Below are 15,080 nucleotides of genomic sequence, written 5' to 3' on the forward strand. Positions count from 1 at the left end.
CGGTGAAAAGGTTTAATCGAGTCACGAAAATATTCTTCGTTTTTATTTCTTGTGGTGGAATATCTTTTCCATCCGGTTCTTCTGAAGCAGAAACTCCTGGCAAATGACGTTGATCACCATGTAAACAATGGCTGTTGAATTATCGGCAGCCTGTATGTCACCGTCCAACAGAGACAATATCAGTTTCACAAAGTAATAAATTCCCCATAATCCAAGAGCATATTTCATTGCCTGACTGCGCAAATGAGCTGTTTCCGCATTTTCATCAGGGGCTTTGGACAGAAAGATCATAAACAGAGAAACCCAGATTACCAGCTTCATCCCCACTTTGACGAACAGGAGATTTCCGTCATGGACACACCCAAACATAGACATCAGCAACGGTACAAAAACGGACAGGATCAACAGCGCGTAACCGGCCAGTCTGCACCAAACAGGTAAAATTCCTTTCATAAGCATTGTTTTAAATTGTTACAAAGGTAATAAATTCTTTGATGAAAGAAGGCTTTTTCATTACTTTTGCAGAAGGAATATCATAAAAGAAACAATGAGTAAACAAGAAGTCATTATCTGCCGGAGCCTGCAGGAAGACCTGGAACGTGCTCTGGGCGCACATGCTTACGACAAGCTGTTTATCCTGACCGACGAACATACCCGGCGCCTCTGTCTCCCACTGGTCGGGAGTTCGGAACCTATCCGACAGGCGGTTCCCATCTGCATCGGTGCAGGAGATATACATAAAAACCTTGACACACTGGCCCACGTATGGACAGCCCTGAGCAATCAGGGGGCCACCCGCCATTCACTTCTTATCAATCTGGGCGGAGGAATGGTGACTGATCTGGGGGGATTTGCCGCAGCTACATTCAAAAGAGGATTCGCATACATCAATATCCCGACGACGCTTCTTTCCATGGTTGATGCAGCCGTAGGAGGCAAAACGGGAATCAACTTCAACGGACTGAAGAATGAAATCGGCGCTTTTGCTCCGGCTTCCAGCGTACTGATCGACTGCCAGTTCCTGAAAACACTCGACCGGCAGAACCTGCTGTCCGGCTATGCTGAGATGCTCAAGCACGGACTGATCAGCGAAGAAGGCCACTGGGCTGAACTCATGACGTTCGACATGGACCATCCGGACTACGGAAAACTCCAGCAACTGGTCGGCGAATCCGTACAGATAAAGGAACGCATCGTGGCTCAGGATCCCTTCGAACAGGGAATACGCAAGGCTCTGAATCTGGGACATACCATCGGACATGCCTTCGAAAGCTTTGCTCTTGAACGCGAAGCACCCGTCCTGCATGGCTATGCCGTGGCATGGGGGATGGTCTGCGAACTGTATCTTGCTCACCAGAAAACCGGTTTCCCGACAGACAAGATGCGGCAGACCGTACAGTTCATCAAGGAAAACTACGGCAAACTGGCTTTCAACTGCCGCGATTACGACCGTCTGTACGAATTTATGAAGCATGACAAGAAAAATGCCGCTGCCGGCATGATCAATTTCACCCTGCTGGGAGGCATCGGAGACATCCGTATCAACCAGACTGCAACGAAAGAAGAAATCAACGAAGCCCTCGACTTCTATTGCGAGACCATGGGCTGACCGCTTAAAATAAATGTGCCGCCAACCGGTTCTTCCAGTTGGCGGCACATTTATTTTCTGTCTGTCCGGCGGTTACGCCTCTTCATCTCCGTCTGAATCCGTCGGCACGAGGGTCACCAGTACCTTGTCGATACGTGCCCCGTCCATATCCACGACTTCAAAGACAAAGCCTTTCCATTCTATCGTTTCTCCGCTTTGAGGGATACGCTCCAGTTCCTGAAGAATCAGACCGCCTACCGTATGATATTCCACGTTCTCCAGCAAGTCCCGACGGTCAAAATAGCACAGGAAATCATAGAACGGACATTGTCCGTCAACCAGCCATCCGTCGTTATTCACCCGTTTGATAATATCCGGTTCTTCGTCGGCATCGTCCATGTTACCAACCAGTCCCTCCAGAATATCCTTCAGCGTAATGATACCGATGCAGGCACCGAACTCATCACAGACCAGGGCACGGCTGATACGATGCTGTTTCATCTGTTCCAGCACTTTATAGACATTCATTCCTTCCGGGAAATAAGTGGCCTCATGAACCAGCGAAGCCAGATTAAAGTCCGGTTCATACAGATGCAGCATCAGGTCTTTCAGGTAGACTACTCCCTTCACGTGATCCAGATCCCCCTCGGCTACCGGATAAAACTCATACAGCTGGTCGCTCAGTTTCACCTTGACTTCTTCAGCCGAAAGATCCACATCGAACCATACAATATCACTCTTGTGCGTCATGATGGAACTGACCTTCAGATCACCCAGCATAAAGACACGCTGCATGATGTCTTGTTCCACCGGCTGCACCTCGCCTCCTTCGGTTCCTTCCTGAATAATCGACTTGATTTCTTCTTCTGTCACCTTGTTTTCTGTTTCCTTGATGCCCAGCAGATTGAAGATCACTTCCGTACTCTTGGCCAGTAACCACACGAAAGGCAAGGCAATCTTGGCCAATACTCCCATCGGACGGGCAACGATCTTGGCCGTTTTTTCTGCCATGCTCATACCGATACGTTTGGGAACCAGTTCACCGAAAATAATGGTCAGATAAGTGACAATCACCACAATGACACCTTGTGCTACAGCCGGTGCATAGGCTGACGACATGCCCCATGAGTGCATCAGGTCCGTCAGGCTGACAGCAATCTTATTTCCGGAATAGATACCGGTCAGAATACCGATCAATGTAATACCAATCTGTACAGTTGAAAGAAAACGATCCGGCTCATTCGCCAGCTTCAAGGCCATCCTGGCAGCCTTACTCCCCTGTTTTGCATCAGTAGAAAGTCGGGATTTACGGGCTGATATCAACGCCACCTCCGACATGGCAAAAATACCGTTCAGTAGGATCAGCCCGATGATTATTATAATTTCATCCATGAAAAATAAATTGTGTTACTTCGCAAAAGTAATGTATAGTTCACATCTTTAAAATAAGATGACAGACAATTATATTGTTTTAACAAATGAAAGGATTTTTCTGTGACGGCCTGATTTCCAACAGCTGCTTTGAGCCTGCAAGTTAGGACCGGACAAGTGCCTGAAAACGCCGAAACGTTTTGCCTCACACGCCGAAGTCTTTTTTAAAAACGTTTCGACATTTTTTTAAAAGCCCTCGGGCTTTCCGGAGGGCTTCCGGAATCGACCGCTCGATACCTTCGCATTGACTGGTCAATGCAAAAAAACGACCGCACAATCCGGCCTCAACGACCGCACGATCCAGGCCCAGCGACCGCACGATGTCAAATTGTCCTACTGCATGATGCCGCAGATACGAAAACACGATGTTTCGCGTCCGGAAAGTCCCTTCCTTTCACAAAATACCTAAAAATAGTTAGTCCGCAACGGATCCGGGAAGCGGAAAATACCCATTTTTTGGAATTGCGGAAGGACAGGTACAGAAGTAATTTTGCAGACGGAAAACAATAGGTATTTAACAGATAGAAACGAGGTTACATTGAAAACAAAAATTACACACTGCATCCTGGCCCTGCTTTGTCTGGCAGTATGCCAGCTTCCGGTCCTTGCACAACGTCAAGGTACGTTGCTTTCCGGGAAAATCCTGTCGGCCGACAACTCCATTGTCGACTTTGCAACAGTTTACCTGAAAGGAACCAAGTACGGGTGTATGACCAACGAAAAGGGTATTTATCATCTGAAAGCTCCGGCGGGAACCTATACACTGATCGTGTCTGCCGTAGGTTTTGAGACCGTTGAAAAAGAAATCCGGATTGCTCCTGACGGACGCACCCGGCAGAACATCGTGCTGCAGCCGTCGCTCACGGAACTGGAAGAAGTGGAAGTGGTGGCCAGCGGAATCAGCCGGGTCAAGAAGTCGGCTTTCAATGCGGTGGCTGTCGATACAAAGGAACTTCAGAACTCTACCAAGAATCTGGGAGAAGCCCTTCAGCAACTTCCGGGCATGAAGTTGCGTGAGTCGGGAGGCGTCGGCTCAGACATGCAGCTGATGCTGGACGGATTCAGCGGAAACCATGTGAAGGTGTTCATTGACGGCGTGCCGCAGGAAGGAGCCGGAACAGCTTTCGACATCAACAACATTCCGGTCAACTATGCGGAACGGATTGAGGTCTATAAAGGAGTCGTCCCCGTAGGATTCGGTACGGATGCCATCGGGGGAGTAATCAACATCGTGACCAACAAGAGTAAGCGCAACTGGTTCCTGGATGCGTCCTACTCGTACGGATCCTTCAACACGCATAAGTCGTACGTGAATTTCGGCCAGACATTCGCCAACGGCTTCACTTACGAAGTCAATGCATTCCAGAACTTTTCGGACAACGATTATTACATCGACAATGAGGTACGCCGTTTCGAGATCATGGAAGACGGAAGCATCTATTTCCCTCCGCAGGACGGAAAGAAGTATCGGATGAAACGTTTCAACGACCAGTTCCACAATGAAGCTGTCATCGCAAAGCTGGGCTTCACGGGAAAGACCTGGGCCGACCGCCTGATGTTCAGTCTGGGATATACCCACTTCTACAAGGAAATACAGACGGGTGTGTATCAGGAAACGGTGTTCGGCGAGAAGTTCCGCCACGGCTATTCGCTCATGCCGTCGGTGGAGTACAAGAAACACAACCTGCTGGTCAGGAATCTTGACCTGACACTGACAGCCAACTATAACCATAATTTTACGAACAACGTAGACACGGCTTCACGTCATTATAACTGGCTGGGCGAATACTACGACAACGGAGTGCGCGGCGAACAGGCGTATCAGCGCAGCCAGTCGAAGAACACCAACTGGAATGCGACGGGTAACCTGAACTACCGCTTCGGACGAATCCATACACTGACTTTTCATCATGTAGCAAGCAACTTCCGGCGAACCAGCCGCTCCTATACGGGAACTTCATCGGTGCTGACTGCTTTCGACATTCCCAAAGTCACCCGGAAAAACATTTCCGGTCTGTCCTACCGCGTGGTCCCGTCGGAAAAATGGAATGCCTCCGTCTTCGGAAAGCATTATCATCAGTTCAATCAGGGACCGGTTTCAACCAGCAGCGACGGCGTGGGCAACTATCAGAACATGGAAAAGACCGTAAGTGCCTGGGGATATGGAGCCGCAGGTACATATTATATCTATAAAGAACTGCAGGCCAAGGTGTCGTATGAGAAAGCCTACCGCCTGCCCACTACCGACGAACTCTTCGGTGACGAAGACCTGGAAGCCGGCAAGACAGACCTCCGCCCGGAGAACAGTCACAACCTGAATTTCAATCTGAGTTACGGACATTCGTTCGGGAAACACGGTCTCTATGCGGAAGCCAGCTACATTTACCGGGACACCAAAGATTACATCAAGCGCGGATTCGGGAAAAACGGCACGACACAGTTCGGAATCTACGAAAACCACGGACACGTGAAGACCAAAGGATATACCGTCAGCCTGCGCTACAATTTCTCGCACTGGTTCAACATGGGAGGAACGTACAACAACATTGATACGCGCAACTATGAACGGTATGTCACCGGAGGCTCCCTGCAGGAAAGCGTCACATACAAGAAAAGACTGCCCAATATTCCTTACCGGTATGCGAATCTGGATGCCACTTTCACCTGGCGCAACCTGTTCGCCAAAGGAAACACGTTCAGTCTGACATACGACAGTTTCTGGCAGCATGACTTTCCGCTCTACTGGGAAGGCATCGGCAAGGATAAGAACATGATTCCGGAACAGTTCTCACACAACCTCTCCATGAGTTACAGCCTGAAGAACGGACGATACAACTTCTCCTTTGAATGCCGCAACCTGACCAACGAGAAGCTGTTTGACAACTTCAGCCTGCAGAAAGCCGGACGCGCTTTTTATGGAAAAGTAAGAGTACATTTTGGCAAGTAAACAAATTAAAATCAATCAATAAAACCATATGAAAAAAGAATTTCTGGTCGGAACTCTGACCGCAACATTATGCTTGGGGGGAATCGGCATGATGACTTCATGTACTAACGAAGACCCGGTAAACAACGAAACAAACAACGAAGGCAACACCGGAAGCGGCAACAGTGCTTATGTAATCGCTGCAACGGTGGACGATGCCAGCTATCTGGTAACAGCTTCCTCACTGGACGAAGGTGAAGTCTCACTGGACAACAGCAAAGAAGTCATTGATGCAACGTATTGGGTGTATAAAGATCAGAAAATGGTCTTCGCGCTGGTCTACAACAAAGGAGGAAGCGGTACCGGAGCGTCTTATTATCTGGACGGTCAAGGCGACATCCAGAAAAAATATGATTATACCTACAACCGCATCACGACCTATGGAACCTGGGGAGAGAATGTGGTCACCGTTTCAACCGGTGACAGCAAGACCACCGATGCGAACGGAAACATAGCTCAGGCTCTCCTGTTCAACTACCTGAACGAAAGTGACGGTTCACAGTCTGCCAGCAGTATCAATGCAGAAAACTTCCTGGGCAATGGAGAAACTGTTTCCTTCTCGGGAGTCGTAGAAGCCAACAGCCGTGTCTATACTTCCGTTATCCCGATGGGAATGAGTAAGTACGGCATCGGTCAATGGCCGGAAATGGTGACAGACGAAGCACTGAAAGCACAGGCAGACGGAGGAAGCGGCAGCAGCAGTTACGAACAGGGGGAGATCCCTCGCACCCAGTATCCGGACTCAGCCTTCGTGGCAATCTACAACGGAAGCAGTTTCAGCGACAAGCCTGTCATCGCGCGTACCGGAAAAATCGGATATGCCTGCGGACGCATGCGCTCACAATATTACCAGACCATCTGGGCTGCCGATAACGGAGACATCTATGTGTTCTCTCCGGGATACGGACGTTCCACGGTTTCAACGGATGAACTGAAGGCGGTAACCGGACAACTTCCTTCGGGCGTGATGCGTATCAAGGCCGGAGAAACTGACTTCGACAGCAGTTATTATGTCAACCTGGAAGAAATCGGAACGAAACATCCGGTTTATCGCTGCTGGCATGCCACCGAAGATTACTTCCTGCTCCAGCTCTACAAAAACGGGGCTGAAAGCATGATCAATGACGGAACCAGTGCAGATGTCAGCGAACTGGCGGTCTTCAAAGGCGAAGAAGGAACCATCACTCCAGTCAGCGGACTGCCTGCTGACATGTCGATCGGCGGTGAACCGTTCGGAGAAAACGGTGCTGTTTATATTCCGGTCAATGTCACCACCGGCGATTATCCCGCATTCTATAAAGTGGACGTAAAAACCGGACAGGCAACAAAAGGACTGAGTGTAAAGGCCGACCAGATCACAACGGCCGGTGTACTGAACAAACAGGAATAAGCTGAACCATGAAACGATTCTTTGCTAAAATACATTTATGGCTTTCCATTCCCGTCGGGCTGTTTCTCGCGATCATCTGCCTGACGGGGGCAAGCCTCGTCTTCGAACAAGAAATCACCCGTGCTCTGAACGGCGATCTTTATCAGGTGGAAGTTCCCCGGGACCAATCGCGGCTGACTCCTTCACAACTGGAAGCATGTATCCGCAAACAGACGGGTGATTCACTGACACTGGCCTCGCTTCAGTATGCCGGAAATCCGGAAGAGGCTTGTCTTGCCACATTCCGTCAGTTGCCAAGAAAAACGCTGAGCATCGATCCGTATACGGGCGAAGTGAAGGGATGGCTCAAAAGTTATTCCTTTTTCCAGACCATGCGCAAGCTCCACCGCTGGCTGCTGGATGCTCCCGCGCAGAAGGGAGCTTCCTCAACCGGTAAACTGATTGTCGGTGTGTCGACTCTGCTGATGGTATTCATCCTGATCAGCGGAATGGTCATCTGGGTTCCGCGAACCCGCAAGGCCCTGAAAAACCGGCTGAATGTTTCCGTCCGCAAAGGATGGCGCCGCTTCTGGTACGACACACACGTTGCATTGGGATTCTATTCCTTCCTTTTCCTGCTGGTCATGGCCCTGACCGGTCTGACCTGGTCGTTCAGATGGTATCGGACAGCTGCCTATTCCCTCTTCGGAGGCGGACAGTCCGCACAGGCCGCTTCACCGGCTTCTGCTTCGGGACATGATTCTTCCGGGAAGAAAAATCAGGAAGGAAAGGAACGGAAAAGAAAGCAGACAAACTACATTGCCTGGGATCAGGCCTGGCAGGAACTGCAGATCAGCTACCCTGAGTATAAATCCATCACACTCAGCAACGGCACTGCCCAGATTGCTCCGGATCCGTCTGCCAGCATGCGACGGAATGATACAGCCGGTTTTGATCCGAACAGCGGTGAAATCATTCAGGTGACTCATTACAAAGATCTCCCGCGTGCCAACAAACTGAAGGGCTGGTTTTATGCTTTCCACACGGGAAGCTGGGGAGGAACAATCACCAAGGTACTTTATTTCCTGGCTTCCCTGATCGGAGGAACACTTCCGCTGACCGGCTACTGGCTCTGGCTGAAAAAGAAAAGTTCCCGCCGGTCCGGAAAAAGAATTCCGGCAACGGACTGACCCTCTGCCTTGAGGATCCGCTGAATCCACATACTCCGGAAAAGGCATCTGCAGCGTCTGACAGACAGGACGTGCAGATGCCTTTCCTCTTTTCCGGATTTCCCCGGCCAACATTTGCCGGAAACAGAAAGAAGAACTTCAAAAGAATTCTTTATCTTTGCAAAGGTTATTTCAAGAGACGAAGATATGACAAAACGGATACAACTTACAGCACCGAATCAAATACAAGCTACCATCCAATTGCCTTCTTCCAAAAGCATCTGCAACCGCGCCCTGATCATTCGGGCACTGGCGCAGAGTCATGCTCCGATCGAAAATCTTTCGGATTGTGACGACACGCGGGTCATGGTGAAAGCTTTGCAGGAAATGAAGCCGGTTATCGACATTATGGCCGCAGGAACAGCCATGCGTTTCCTGACTGCCTATCTTTCGGTCACGGAAGGTTCTCATCTCATCACGGGAACGGAACGGATGAAGCAGCGCCCGATCCGGATTCTGGTAGACGCCCTGCGTTCACTGGGTGCACAAATCGAATATGCCGGAAACGAAGGCTTTCCTCCGCTGAAGATTACCGGAACAGAACTGACCCAAAGCGAAATCAGTCTGCCGGGAAATGTCAGTTCACAATACATTTCGGCCCTGCTGATGATCGGTCCCGTTTTGAAAAAAGGTTTAAGACTCACCCTGACAGGAGAAATCATCTCGCGTCCTTACATTGACCTTACCCTACAACTCATGAACAGAAACGGAGCTGATGCCGGATGGACCGGGCCGAACATACTCGAAGTAAAGCCTCAGCCCTATCAGCCTACACCTTATTATATAGAGAGCGACTGGAGTGCGGCTTCCTACTGGTATGCGTTTGCCGCTCTGACTCCCCGGGCAACATTACGCCTGCCCGATCTGTATCAGGACAGCCTGCAAGGTGACGCACGGGTAGCCGAACTCTTTTCCAGACTGGGAGTAAGCACAACCTACCATGAAAAGTATGTAGAACTTACCCGAACCTCAGCTTGTGTGGAAGAACTGACTAACGATTTTACCAACCAGCCGGATCTGGCACAGACCTTTGTCGTTACGTGTGCACTGCTTGGTATCCGCTTCCGGTTCAGCGGACTTCAAAGTCTGAAGATCAAGGAAACCGACCGGATGGCTGCTCTGATCAAAGAAATGAAAAAACTCGGATATCTGCTCAGGGAAGAAGCAGGCTCCGTACTGATCTGGGACGGGGAACGCTGCGAACCGGATGCCTGCCCTGCCATTGACACCTACGAGGATCATCGCATGGCCATGGCGTTCGCTCCGGCTTGCTTCAAGTTCAAGGGGCTGCAGATCAATGAACCTCAAGTAGTTTCAAAATCATATCCGGACTTCTGGAAGGACTTGCAGACAGCAGGATTCCAGATTACGGAAGCATAAATAAAAAAGACTTTTAGATTATGTGGATACTTATATTAGCATTGGTGGGAGTAGCTCTGTTCGGACTGGTAGCCGGATATTTCTACAACCGGAACATTCAGAAAAAAATAGACCGCGGCGAACTGAAGGAAGCTCCTCCCGTGGTGGATGTAGACAGTGAATGCTGCGGACAGCATCAGATCTGCGAAAAGGAAAGTCTGCTGGCTGCCGTCAGCAAAAAGATCGAATATTACGATGACGAAGAACTGGACCGCTTCAAAGGTCGTCAGGCCAATGAATACAGCGATGAGGAAATTGATGAATTCCGCGAAATCATGTTTACCATGAAAGAGGAGGAAGTGGCAGGATGGAGCCGCAGCCTGCAACTTCGGGGTATCGAACTTCCTGACGAACTGAAAGACGAACTGTTCCTCATCGTTGGCGAACGGCGCTTCCAACATTCCTGATCATTCGTATTTCCTGAACAGACATGAACGAACTATTTCAATATACTTTCTTCCAGAATGCCCTGCTGGGCAGTCTCTTTGCCAGCATCGCATGCGGCATCATCGGGACATACATCGTAACACGGCGGCTGGTCTTTATCAGCGGTGGTATCACGCATGCTTCTTTCGGAGGCGTAGGTATCGGCCTGTACACCGGCCTCTCTCCCCTGCTCACTGCTGCCATCTTTTCTATTCTTTCCGCATTCGGTGTGGAATGGCTCAGCAAGCGGAGTGACATGCGTGAAGACTCAGCCATTGCTGTATTCTGGACTTTCGGTATGGCTGTAGGTATCATCTTCAGCTTTCTGGCGCCCGGTTTTACCCCCGACCTCTCGTCGTTCCTCTTTGGAAATATCCTGACTATTACACAGAGTGACATCTGGTTGCTGGCCATTCTAAGCGTTGTCCTGGCAGTTTTCTTCGCACTTTTTCTCCGGCCAATTGTGGCTATTGCATTCGACCGCGAGTTCGCACGCTCCCAGCGCATTCCGGTGGCTGCCTTCGAATATCTGCTGATGATGTTTATTGCCCTGACAATCGTTTCCTGTCTGCGTATGGTAGGTATCGTGCTGGCCATCTCCCTGCTTACACTTCCGCAGATGACAGCCAATCTGTTTACCCACAATTTCAAGCGGATCATCTGGCTTTCCATTGGAATCGGTTACGTGGGTTGCCTGGGCGGTCTGCTACTTTCCTATCAGTTACAGGTTCCTTCAGGAGCATCCATCATCTTTGTTTCCATTCTTATTTATACCATAGCCAAACTGTTCCGCCTGATGCATTCGAAGGAAAGAAGCATCTGAACAGCTCCGGCAGTCTGCTGATTCCGGTCACGAAAGCAATCAGACCTGCTTGGAAACCTCCATCAGCAAAGATACGATAGCAATTCCGGCAAACAGGAAGGAAAGAACGGTAAAGATAACAATGACCAACAAAGTCTTCAGAAATGTCCGGATCCATCCGTCCCGATATACCGTATGAAGCGACCAGAGCATATAGGCAAATACGGCAATTGCAAACAAACCGAATGCAATGTCTACTCCCGGTGCCAGAGAGAGAGTCTGCCAGTCAAAGGCTGTCAGTGCATAAGCCAACGGCAAAGGCAACAAGATAAGAAACAGGGTATTCAGATGAACAGCATGTGCAAAATGCCACATATAGGGCATATGTTTCTTGCGATACGCCTTCTTCAGCAACCAGGCAAACAAAGGAAGCAGAAACATCATATATAAAGGAGTCCATTTGGACAACTGTCCGATCATATAAGCAGCCAGTGAATTTTCTCGCAAGGCATCGGATTCTTCAGCCCTTTGTGACCAGCGGTAAACCGGAGTCAGCTCTCCTTTCAGAGAATCTGCCTGAAATTTCATACAGGCCTCTATCTTTTCTGCAGTCAGCTGGTTCTCATTATAAATTGTCATCCCCGGAATCAGATCAACCCCATATTCCTCTCCGGCCTGAAGAGAATCAGCAGCCAGGAGATCCTGAATCTGACGGATTTCATCCAGCTCGGAACCCGTTGGATATTGTTTCGTGCAACAAGTATCCAGCAGAATACGGGGCATGGCTACCCAGTCCAGTTCCAGCGAAGTAAACAGACGGGTTACTGAAATCAGACTGTCTGCATGTTCCACTCCCCGGTTCTCAAGAGCAGCAATCAGTCCCCTTCCATTATAGACGTACACAGCGGTATCCTGCGGAAAACTCCCTTCATTCAGTTTTTCCACCAGCCCGGAAGTAATCTTCGAAGAACGGAACGTAGTCAGTGCCTTGTCGGTTTCTTCCTCTGCAACCATAAAGAAGAATGTAAAGAACAAAACCGAAACAAACATATACAACCGGAAAGGATGTACATAGGAATTGATTTTACCGGCATTGAACTCACGTGTCAGAAAACCGGGACGGGTGAACATCAGCCATAAAGTCTGCCAGACTTTTGTATCGAACTGATAGACATTTTCAAAATATTGCTGAATGTATTTCCAGAAAGGCTGGTAAATATCCAAAGCATATTGTCCGCACCGGTGACAATACATTCCTTTTAGTTTCGTTCCACAATTCTTGCAATAAGTGTATGCCAATCCTCTTTTCCGTCGTGCTCTCCGCAGGCGGGCTGCTTCAATATTCCGGTGAATCCGCAACGTACGCTTTTTCATTTTTTCCTGGTATGTGGAAAACCAAGTAATTATATTTTTCATAAACGACATGTTCTTAATAAATGATATTCAGAAGGGTTCATAGTATTCCCGAATCTTCCATGCTTCCGTAAAGAACCCAGGTCAGCATCACTGTTGCTATCACAAGGGCCAGAAGCGTAAAGATTCCACTAAAAAGCAGGTTCTTGATCAGTGTTTTTCCCCATCCTTCGCGGTAAACCGTATGGAAAGACACAGAAAGATAGATAAACAGTCCTGCCAGGAAAACCAGCGAGACCGGTAACAGGGCTGAATCAAATGCTTTATGAAACGCCGAATACGGACCGGATGCCAGATAAGGAATCAGCAAGACAAACAATGCCAGCAACAGGACGGTATTCAAATGAATGGCATGCACGAAATGACACATATAAGGTATCCGCTTCTTTCTGAAAAACAATTTCAGCAAGAAGGCAAAGAGAGGAAGCAGGAACATCATGTAAAAAGGTGTCCATTTGGAAAGTCCTCCAATCAAACCATTGGTAAACGACTGACTGCGCAAATAAGTCACATCATTCCGATCCTGTTCTCCCCATTCATAAACAGGTGTCAGAGCATTTCCCAAACTGTCCAGACGGAATGCCAGAGCCATTTGCAAGACATCTTTTTTCTCACCCATCCATTGCTGTCCCTCCGTCCCAAGCTCATGGAAGCCTTGAATATCTTCCAGATCGGATTCATCGATTTCCACCGGATGATAACGACAGGCATCAAACAATATCCGGGGCATATGGATCAATGACAAAGCATTCCGACGATCACTGAAAGATATGACTTTCACCAGATGTTCCGGTTCCTGAATACCGGACGAGGCCAGTAAGTCGAGCAACTCTCTACCGTGATAAGCATAAACGACCGTATCCGCTTCCGCAGCCTGAGGCTTTTTCAGACGTTCCACAAGCGAAGCTGAAAGTTCCGGATTGCCCTGCTGGGACATCTTGAAGTTCACCAGTTCGGAAGTAAGCATAAAGATCACGGTAAAAAACACCACGGAAACGCACATATACAACCGGAAAGGATGCATATAAGAATTGATCTTCCCGGCATTAAACTCACATGTCAACAGTCCCGGACGAGTGAACATCAGCCACAACGTACGCCACATCTTGCTGTCGTACTGATATACATTTTCAAAATACTGCTTAAAATATTTCCAGAAAGGCTGCCGAGGATCCAATGCATACTGCCCGCACTGATAACAATACATGCCTTCCAGTTTCGTTCCACAATTCTTGCAATAGGTATACTGCGGAACATTCTGCTGCCGGATCCGGCGTAATCTCATCAATTCAATCTGACGCAGCATGCGACGCTTACGTGCTTTTCCTCTCTCCCGAAGTTTCCCCCACTCAACGGAGAATGAAAAGGAGCGTTTCGTTTCTTCTGTATTTTTCATTTTGCCTTCTAAGTTTGTGTTTTCTCTTTTTCTTTACAAAAGTATAATTCACTCCTGGGTTTTGCAAACATTCTCCTGCTTTTTCCTTCGATCTGATGAACAAACGTTCCCACCTGTCCGTTAAGTGAAGCCGTTTCCGACGTTTCTGTCAAAGCCTCACCTGCCTGATTCATCCTTTTCAAATTGCCAGCCGGCAGACAACCTATGTTCAGCAGCCGGAACCGTACCTTCCAAACTCTGAATTGCCGGTCTTTATCAGAATACAACAAAACACAGGCAGTCCTGCCGATATTCCGTTTTTTATTATAACTTTGCAGAAGCTAGAAACAAAAGGAATTATGGAAATCAAAATTACATCACTTGATCATATACACGAAGCTGCCAAGCAATTCATTGCAGCTATGGGAGACAATACAATCTTTGCATTTTATGGAAAGATGGGTGCCGGAAAAACAACCTTCATCAAAGCAGTCTGTGAAGAACTGGGCGTAACGGATGTGATCAACTCACCGACTTTTGCCATTGTCAACGAATACCGTTCTGACGAGACAGGCGAACTGATCTATCATTTCGACTTCTACCGCATCAAAAAGCTGGAAGAAGTATACGACATGGGCTACGAAGATTATTTTTACAGCGGAGCACTCTGCTTCATCGAATGGCCGGAACTGATTGAAGAACTGCTGCCGGGCGATGCTGTCAGCGTAACCATTGAAGAGACGGAAGACGGAAACCGTCTGGTCCGCTTTGACGCAGCAGAATAAGCATCATGGCTTTTCATTATACACTCCAGTTTATCTTTATTCTGGTTGGACTGCTGGCTTTACTGGCCTCTCTGTTCAACTGGAACTGGTTCTTTACGGCCAGAAACACGCAATTCATTGTCGCCAATGCCGGACGGAAACGGGCACGTCTCTTTTATGCGGCGCTCGGTCTGCTGATGATTGCCACAGGAGTCTATTTCTTCTGCCAACTGACACAAGGGAACTAAATCCGTACCCGAATCAAATGTTTCCCCTAT

The 15,080-nt window shown here is 48.6% G+C and carries 13 protein-coding genes; 9 read left to right on the forward strand and 4 right to left on the reverse strand.

All coding sequences use genetic code 11. The features are described from left to right. Positions 1-42: 42 nt before the first annotated feature. Positions 43-453 carry a hypothetical protein gene (locus tag BACCOPRO_RS10775; RefSeq protein WP_040311435.1) on the reverse strand — a complete coding sequence of 137 codons (411 nt, stop codon included), beginning with the start codon at positions 451-453 and terminating at the stop codon, positions 43-45. A gap of 94 nt (positions 454-547) precedes the next feature. Between BACCOPRO_RS10775 and aroB the strand changes: the two genes are divergently transcribed. Next, on the forward strand, positions 548-1,609 hold the full coding sequence (gene aroB / locus BACCOPRO_RS10780; protein WP_008143570.1) for a 3-dehydroquinate synthase: 1,062 nt from the start codon (positions 548-550) through the stop codon (positions 1,607-1,609). A 72-nt stretch (positions 1,610-1,681) separates the two neighbouring features. Here the strand turns inward: aroB and BACCOPRO_RS10785 are convergent, their stop codons facing one another. Then, positions 1,682-2,980: a hemolysin family protein gene (locus BACCOPRO_RS10785; RefSeq protein ID WP_008143571.1), complete on the reverse strand. Its 1,299-nt coding sequence runs from the start codon at positions 2,978-2,980 to the stop codon at positions 1,682-1,684. 589 nt (positions 2,981-3,569) lie between these two features. Between BACCOPRO_RS10785 and BACCOPRO_RS10790 the strand changes: the two genes are divergently transcribed. From BACCOPRO_RS10790 to BACCOPRO_RS10815, 6 genes are all read left to right on the forward strand, one after another. Further along, positions 3,570-5,966, forward strand: coding sequence for a TonB-dependent receptor (locus BACCOPRO_RS10790; RefSeq protein WP_373920406.1), 2,397 nt, complete (start codon positions 3,570-3,572; stop codon positions 5,964-5,966). A gap of 28 nt (positions 5,967-5,994) precedes the next feature. After that, positions 5,995-7,395, forward strand: a complete 1,401-nt coding sequence (locus BACCOPRO_RS10795; protein ID WP_008143574.1) for a DUF4374 domain-containing protein — start codon at positions 5,995-5,997, stop codon at positions 7,393-7,395. A gap of 8 nt (positions 7,396-7,403) precedes the next feature. Then, the gene (locus tag BACCOPRO_RS10800; protein WP_008143575.1) at positions 7,404-8,564 is read left to right on the forward strand and encodes a PepSY-associated TM helix domain-containing protein; all 1,161 of its coding nucleotides are present in this window, start codon (positions 7,404-7,406) and stop codon (positions 8,562-8,564) included. Between the two features lie 186 nt (positions 8,565-8,750). Continuing rightward, positions 8,751-9,983, forward strand: coding sequence for a 3-phosphoshikimate 1-carboxyvinyltransferase (locus BACCOPRO_RS10805; protein WP_022277629.1), 1,233 nt, complete (start codon positions 8,751-8,753; stop codon positions 9,981-9,983). 20 nt (positions 9,984-10,003) lie between these two features. Next, positions 10,004-10,429, forward strand: coding sequence for a hypothetical protein (locus BACCOPRO_RS10810; RefSeq protein ID WP_008143577.1), 426 nt, complete (start codon positions 10,004-10,006; stop codon positions 10,427-10,429). A gap of 23 nt (positions 10,430-10,452) precedes the next feature. After that, positions 10,453-11,271, forward strand: a complete 819-nt coding sequence (locus BACCOPRO_RS10815; RefSeq protein ID WP_008143578.1) for a metal ABC transporter permease — start codon at positions 10,453-10,455, stop codon at positions 11,269-11,271. Between the two features lie 39 nt (positions 11,272-11,310). On the opposite strand, the gene BACCOPRO_RS17245 is transcribed toward BACCOPRO_RS10815, so the two are convergent. After that, entirely contained in the window at positions 11,311-12,666 is a 1,356-nt protein-coding gene (locus BACCOPRO_RS17245) for a DUF3667 domain-containing protein (protein WP_169306515.1), read from the reverse strand. A gap of 37 nt (positions 12,667-12,703) precedes the next feature. Then, entirely contained in the window at positions 12,704-14,059 is a 1,356-nt protein-coding gene (locus tag BACCOPRO_RS10825) for a DUF3667 domain-containing protein (protein ID WP_008143581.1), read from the reverse strand. 338 nt (positions 14,060-14,397) lie between these two features. On the opposite strand from BACCOPRO_RS10825, the gene tsaE reads away from it, so the two are divergent. Both tsaE and BACCOPRO_RS10840 read left to right on the forward strand, forming a co-directional pair. Then, on the forward strand, positions 14,398-14,823 hold the full coding sequence (gene tsaE, locus BACCOPRO_RS10835; protein ID WP_022277632.1) for a tRNA (adenosine(37)-N6)-threonylcarbamoyltransferase complex ATPase subunit type 1 TsaE: 426 nt from the start codon (positions 14,398-14,400) through the stop codon (positions 14,821-14,823). 5 nt (positions 14,824-14,828) lie between these two features. Then, positions 14,829-15,050 (forward strand): immunity 17 family protein, encoded by a 222-nt coding sequence (locus BACCOPRO_RS10840; RefSeq protein ID WP_008143587.1) that lies wholly within the window; start codon positions 14,829-14,831, stop codon positions 15,048-15,050. Positions 15,051-15,080 lie beyond the last annotated feature (30 nt).

It is taken from the genome of Phocaeicola coprophilus DSM 18228 = JCM 13818, from assembly GCF_000157915.1.
GTDB lineage: Bacteria > Bacteroidota > Bacteroidia > Bacteroidales > Bacteroidaceae > Phocaeicola > Phocaeicola coprophilus.

Coding starts and splice junctions, on each gene's coding strand:
- BACCOPRO_RS10775 (WP_040311435.1), bottom strand. CDS start 453: ATGAAAGGAATTTTACCTGTTTGGTGCAGACTGGCCGGTTACGCGCTG.
- aroB (WP_008143570.1), top strand. CDS start 548: ATGAGTAAACAAGAAGTCATTATCTGCCGGAGCCTGCAGGAAGACCTG.
- BACCOPRO_RS10785 (WP_008143571.1), bottom strand. CDS start 2,980: ATGGATGAAATTATAATAATCATCGGGCTGATCCTACTGAACGGTATT.
- BACCOPRO_RS10795 (WP_008143574.1), top strand. CDS start 5,995: ATGAAAAAAGAATTTCTGGTCGGAACTCTGACCGCAACATTATGCTTG.
- BACCOPRO_RS10800 (WP_008143575.1), top strand. CDS start 7,404: ATGAAACGATTCTTTGCTAAAATACATTTATGGCTTTCCATTCCCGTC.
- BACCOPRO_RS10805 (WP_022277629.1), top strand. CDS start 8,751: ATGACAAAACGGATACAACTTACAGCACCGAATCAAATACAAGCTACC.
- BACCOPRO_RS10810 (WP_008143577.1), top strand. CDS start 10,004: ATGTGGATACTTATATTAGCATTGGTGGGAGTAGCTCTGTTCGGACTG.
- BACCOPRO_RS10815 (WP_008143578.1), top strand. CDS start 10,453: ATGAACGAACTATTTCAATATACTTTCTTCCAGAATGCCCTGCTGGGC.
- BACCOPRO_RS17245 (WP_169306515.1), bottom strand. CDS start 12,666: ATGAAAAATATAATTACTTGGTTTTCCACATACCAGGAAAAAATGAAA.
- BACCOPRO_RS10825 (WP_008143581.1), bottom strand. CDS start 14,059: ATGAAAAATACAGAAGAAACGAAACGCTCCTTTTCATTCTCCGTTGAG.
- tsaE (WP_022277632.1), top strand. CDS start 14,398: ATGGAAATCAAAATTACATCACTTGATCATATACACGAAGCTGCCAAG.
- BACCOPRO_RS10840 (WP_008143587.1), top strand. CDS start 14,829: ATGGCTTTTCATTATACACTCCAGTTTATCTTTATTCTGGTTGGACTG.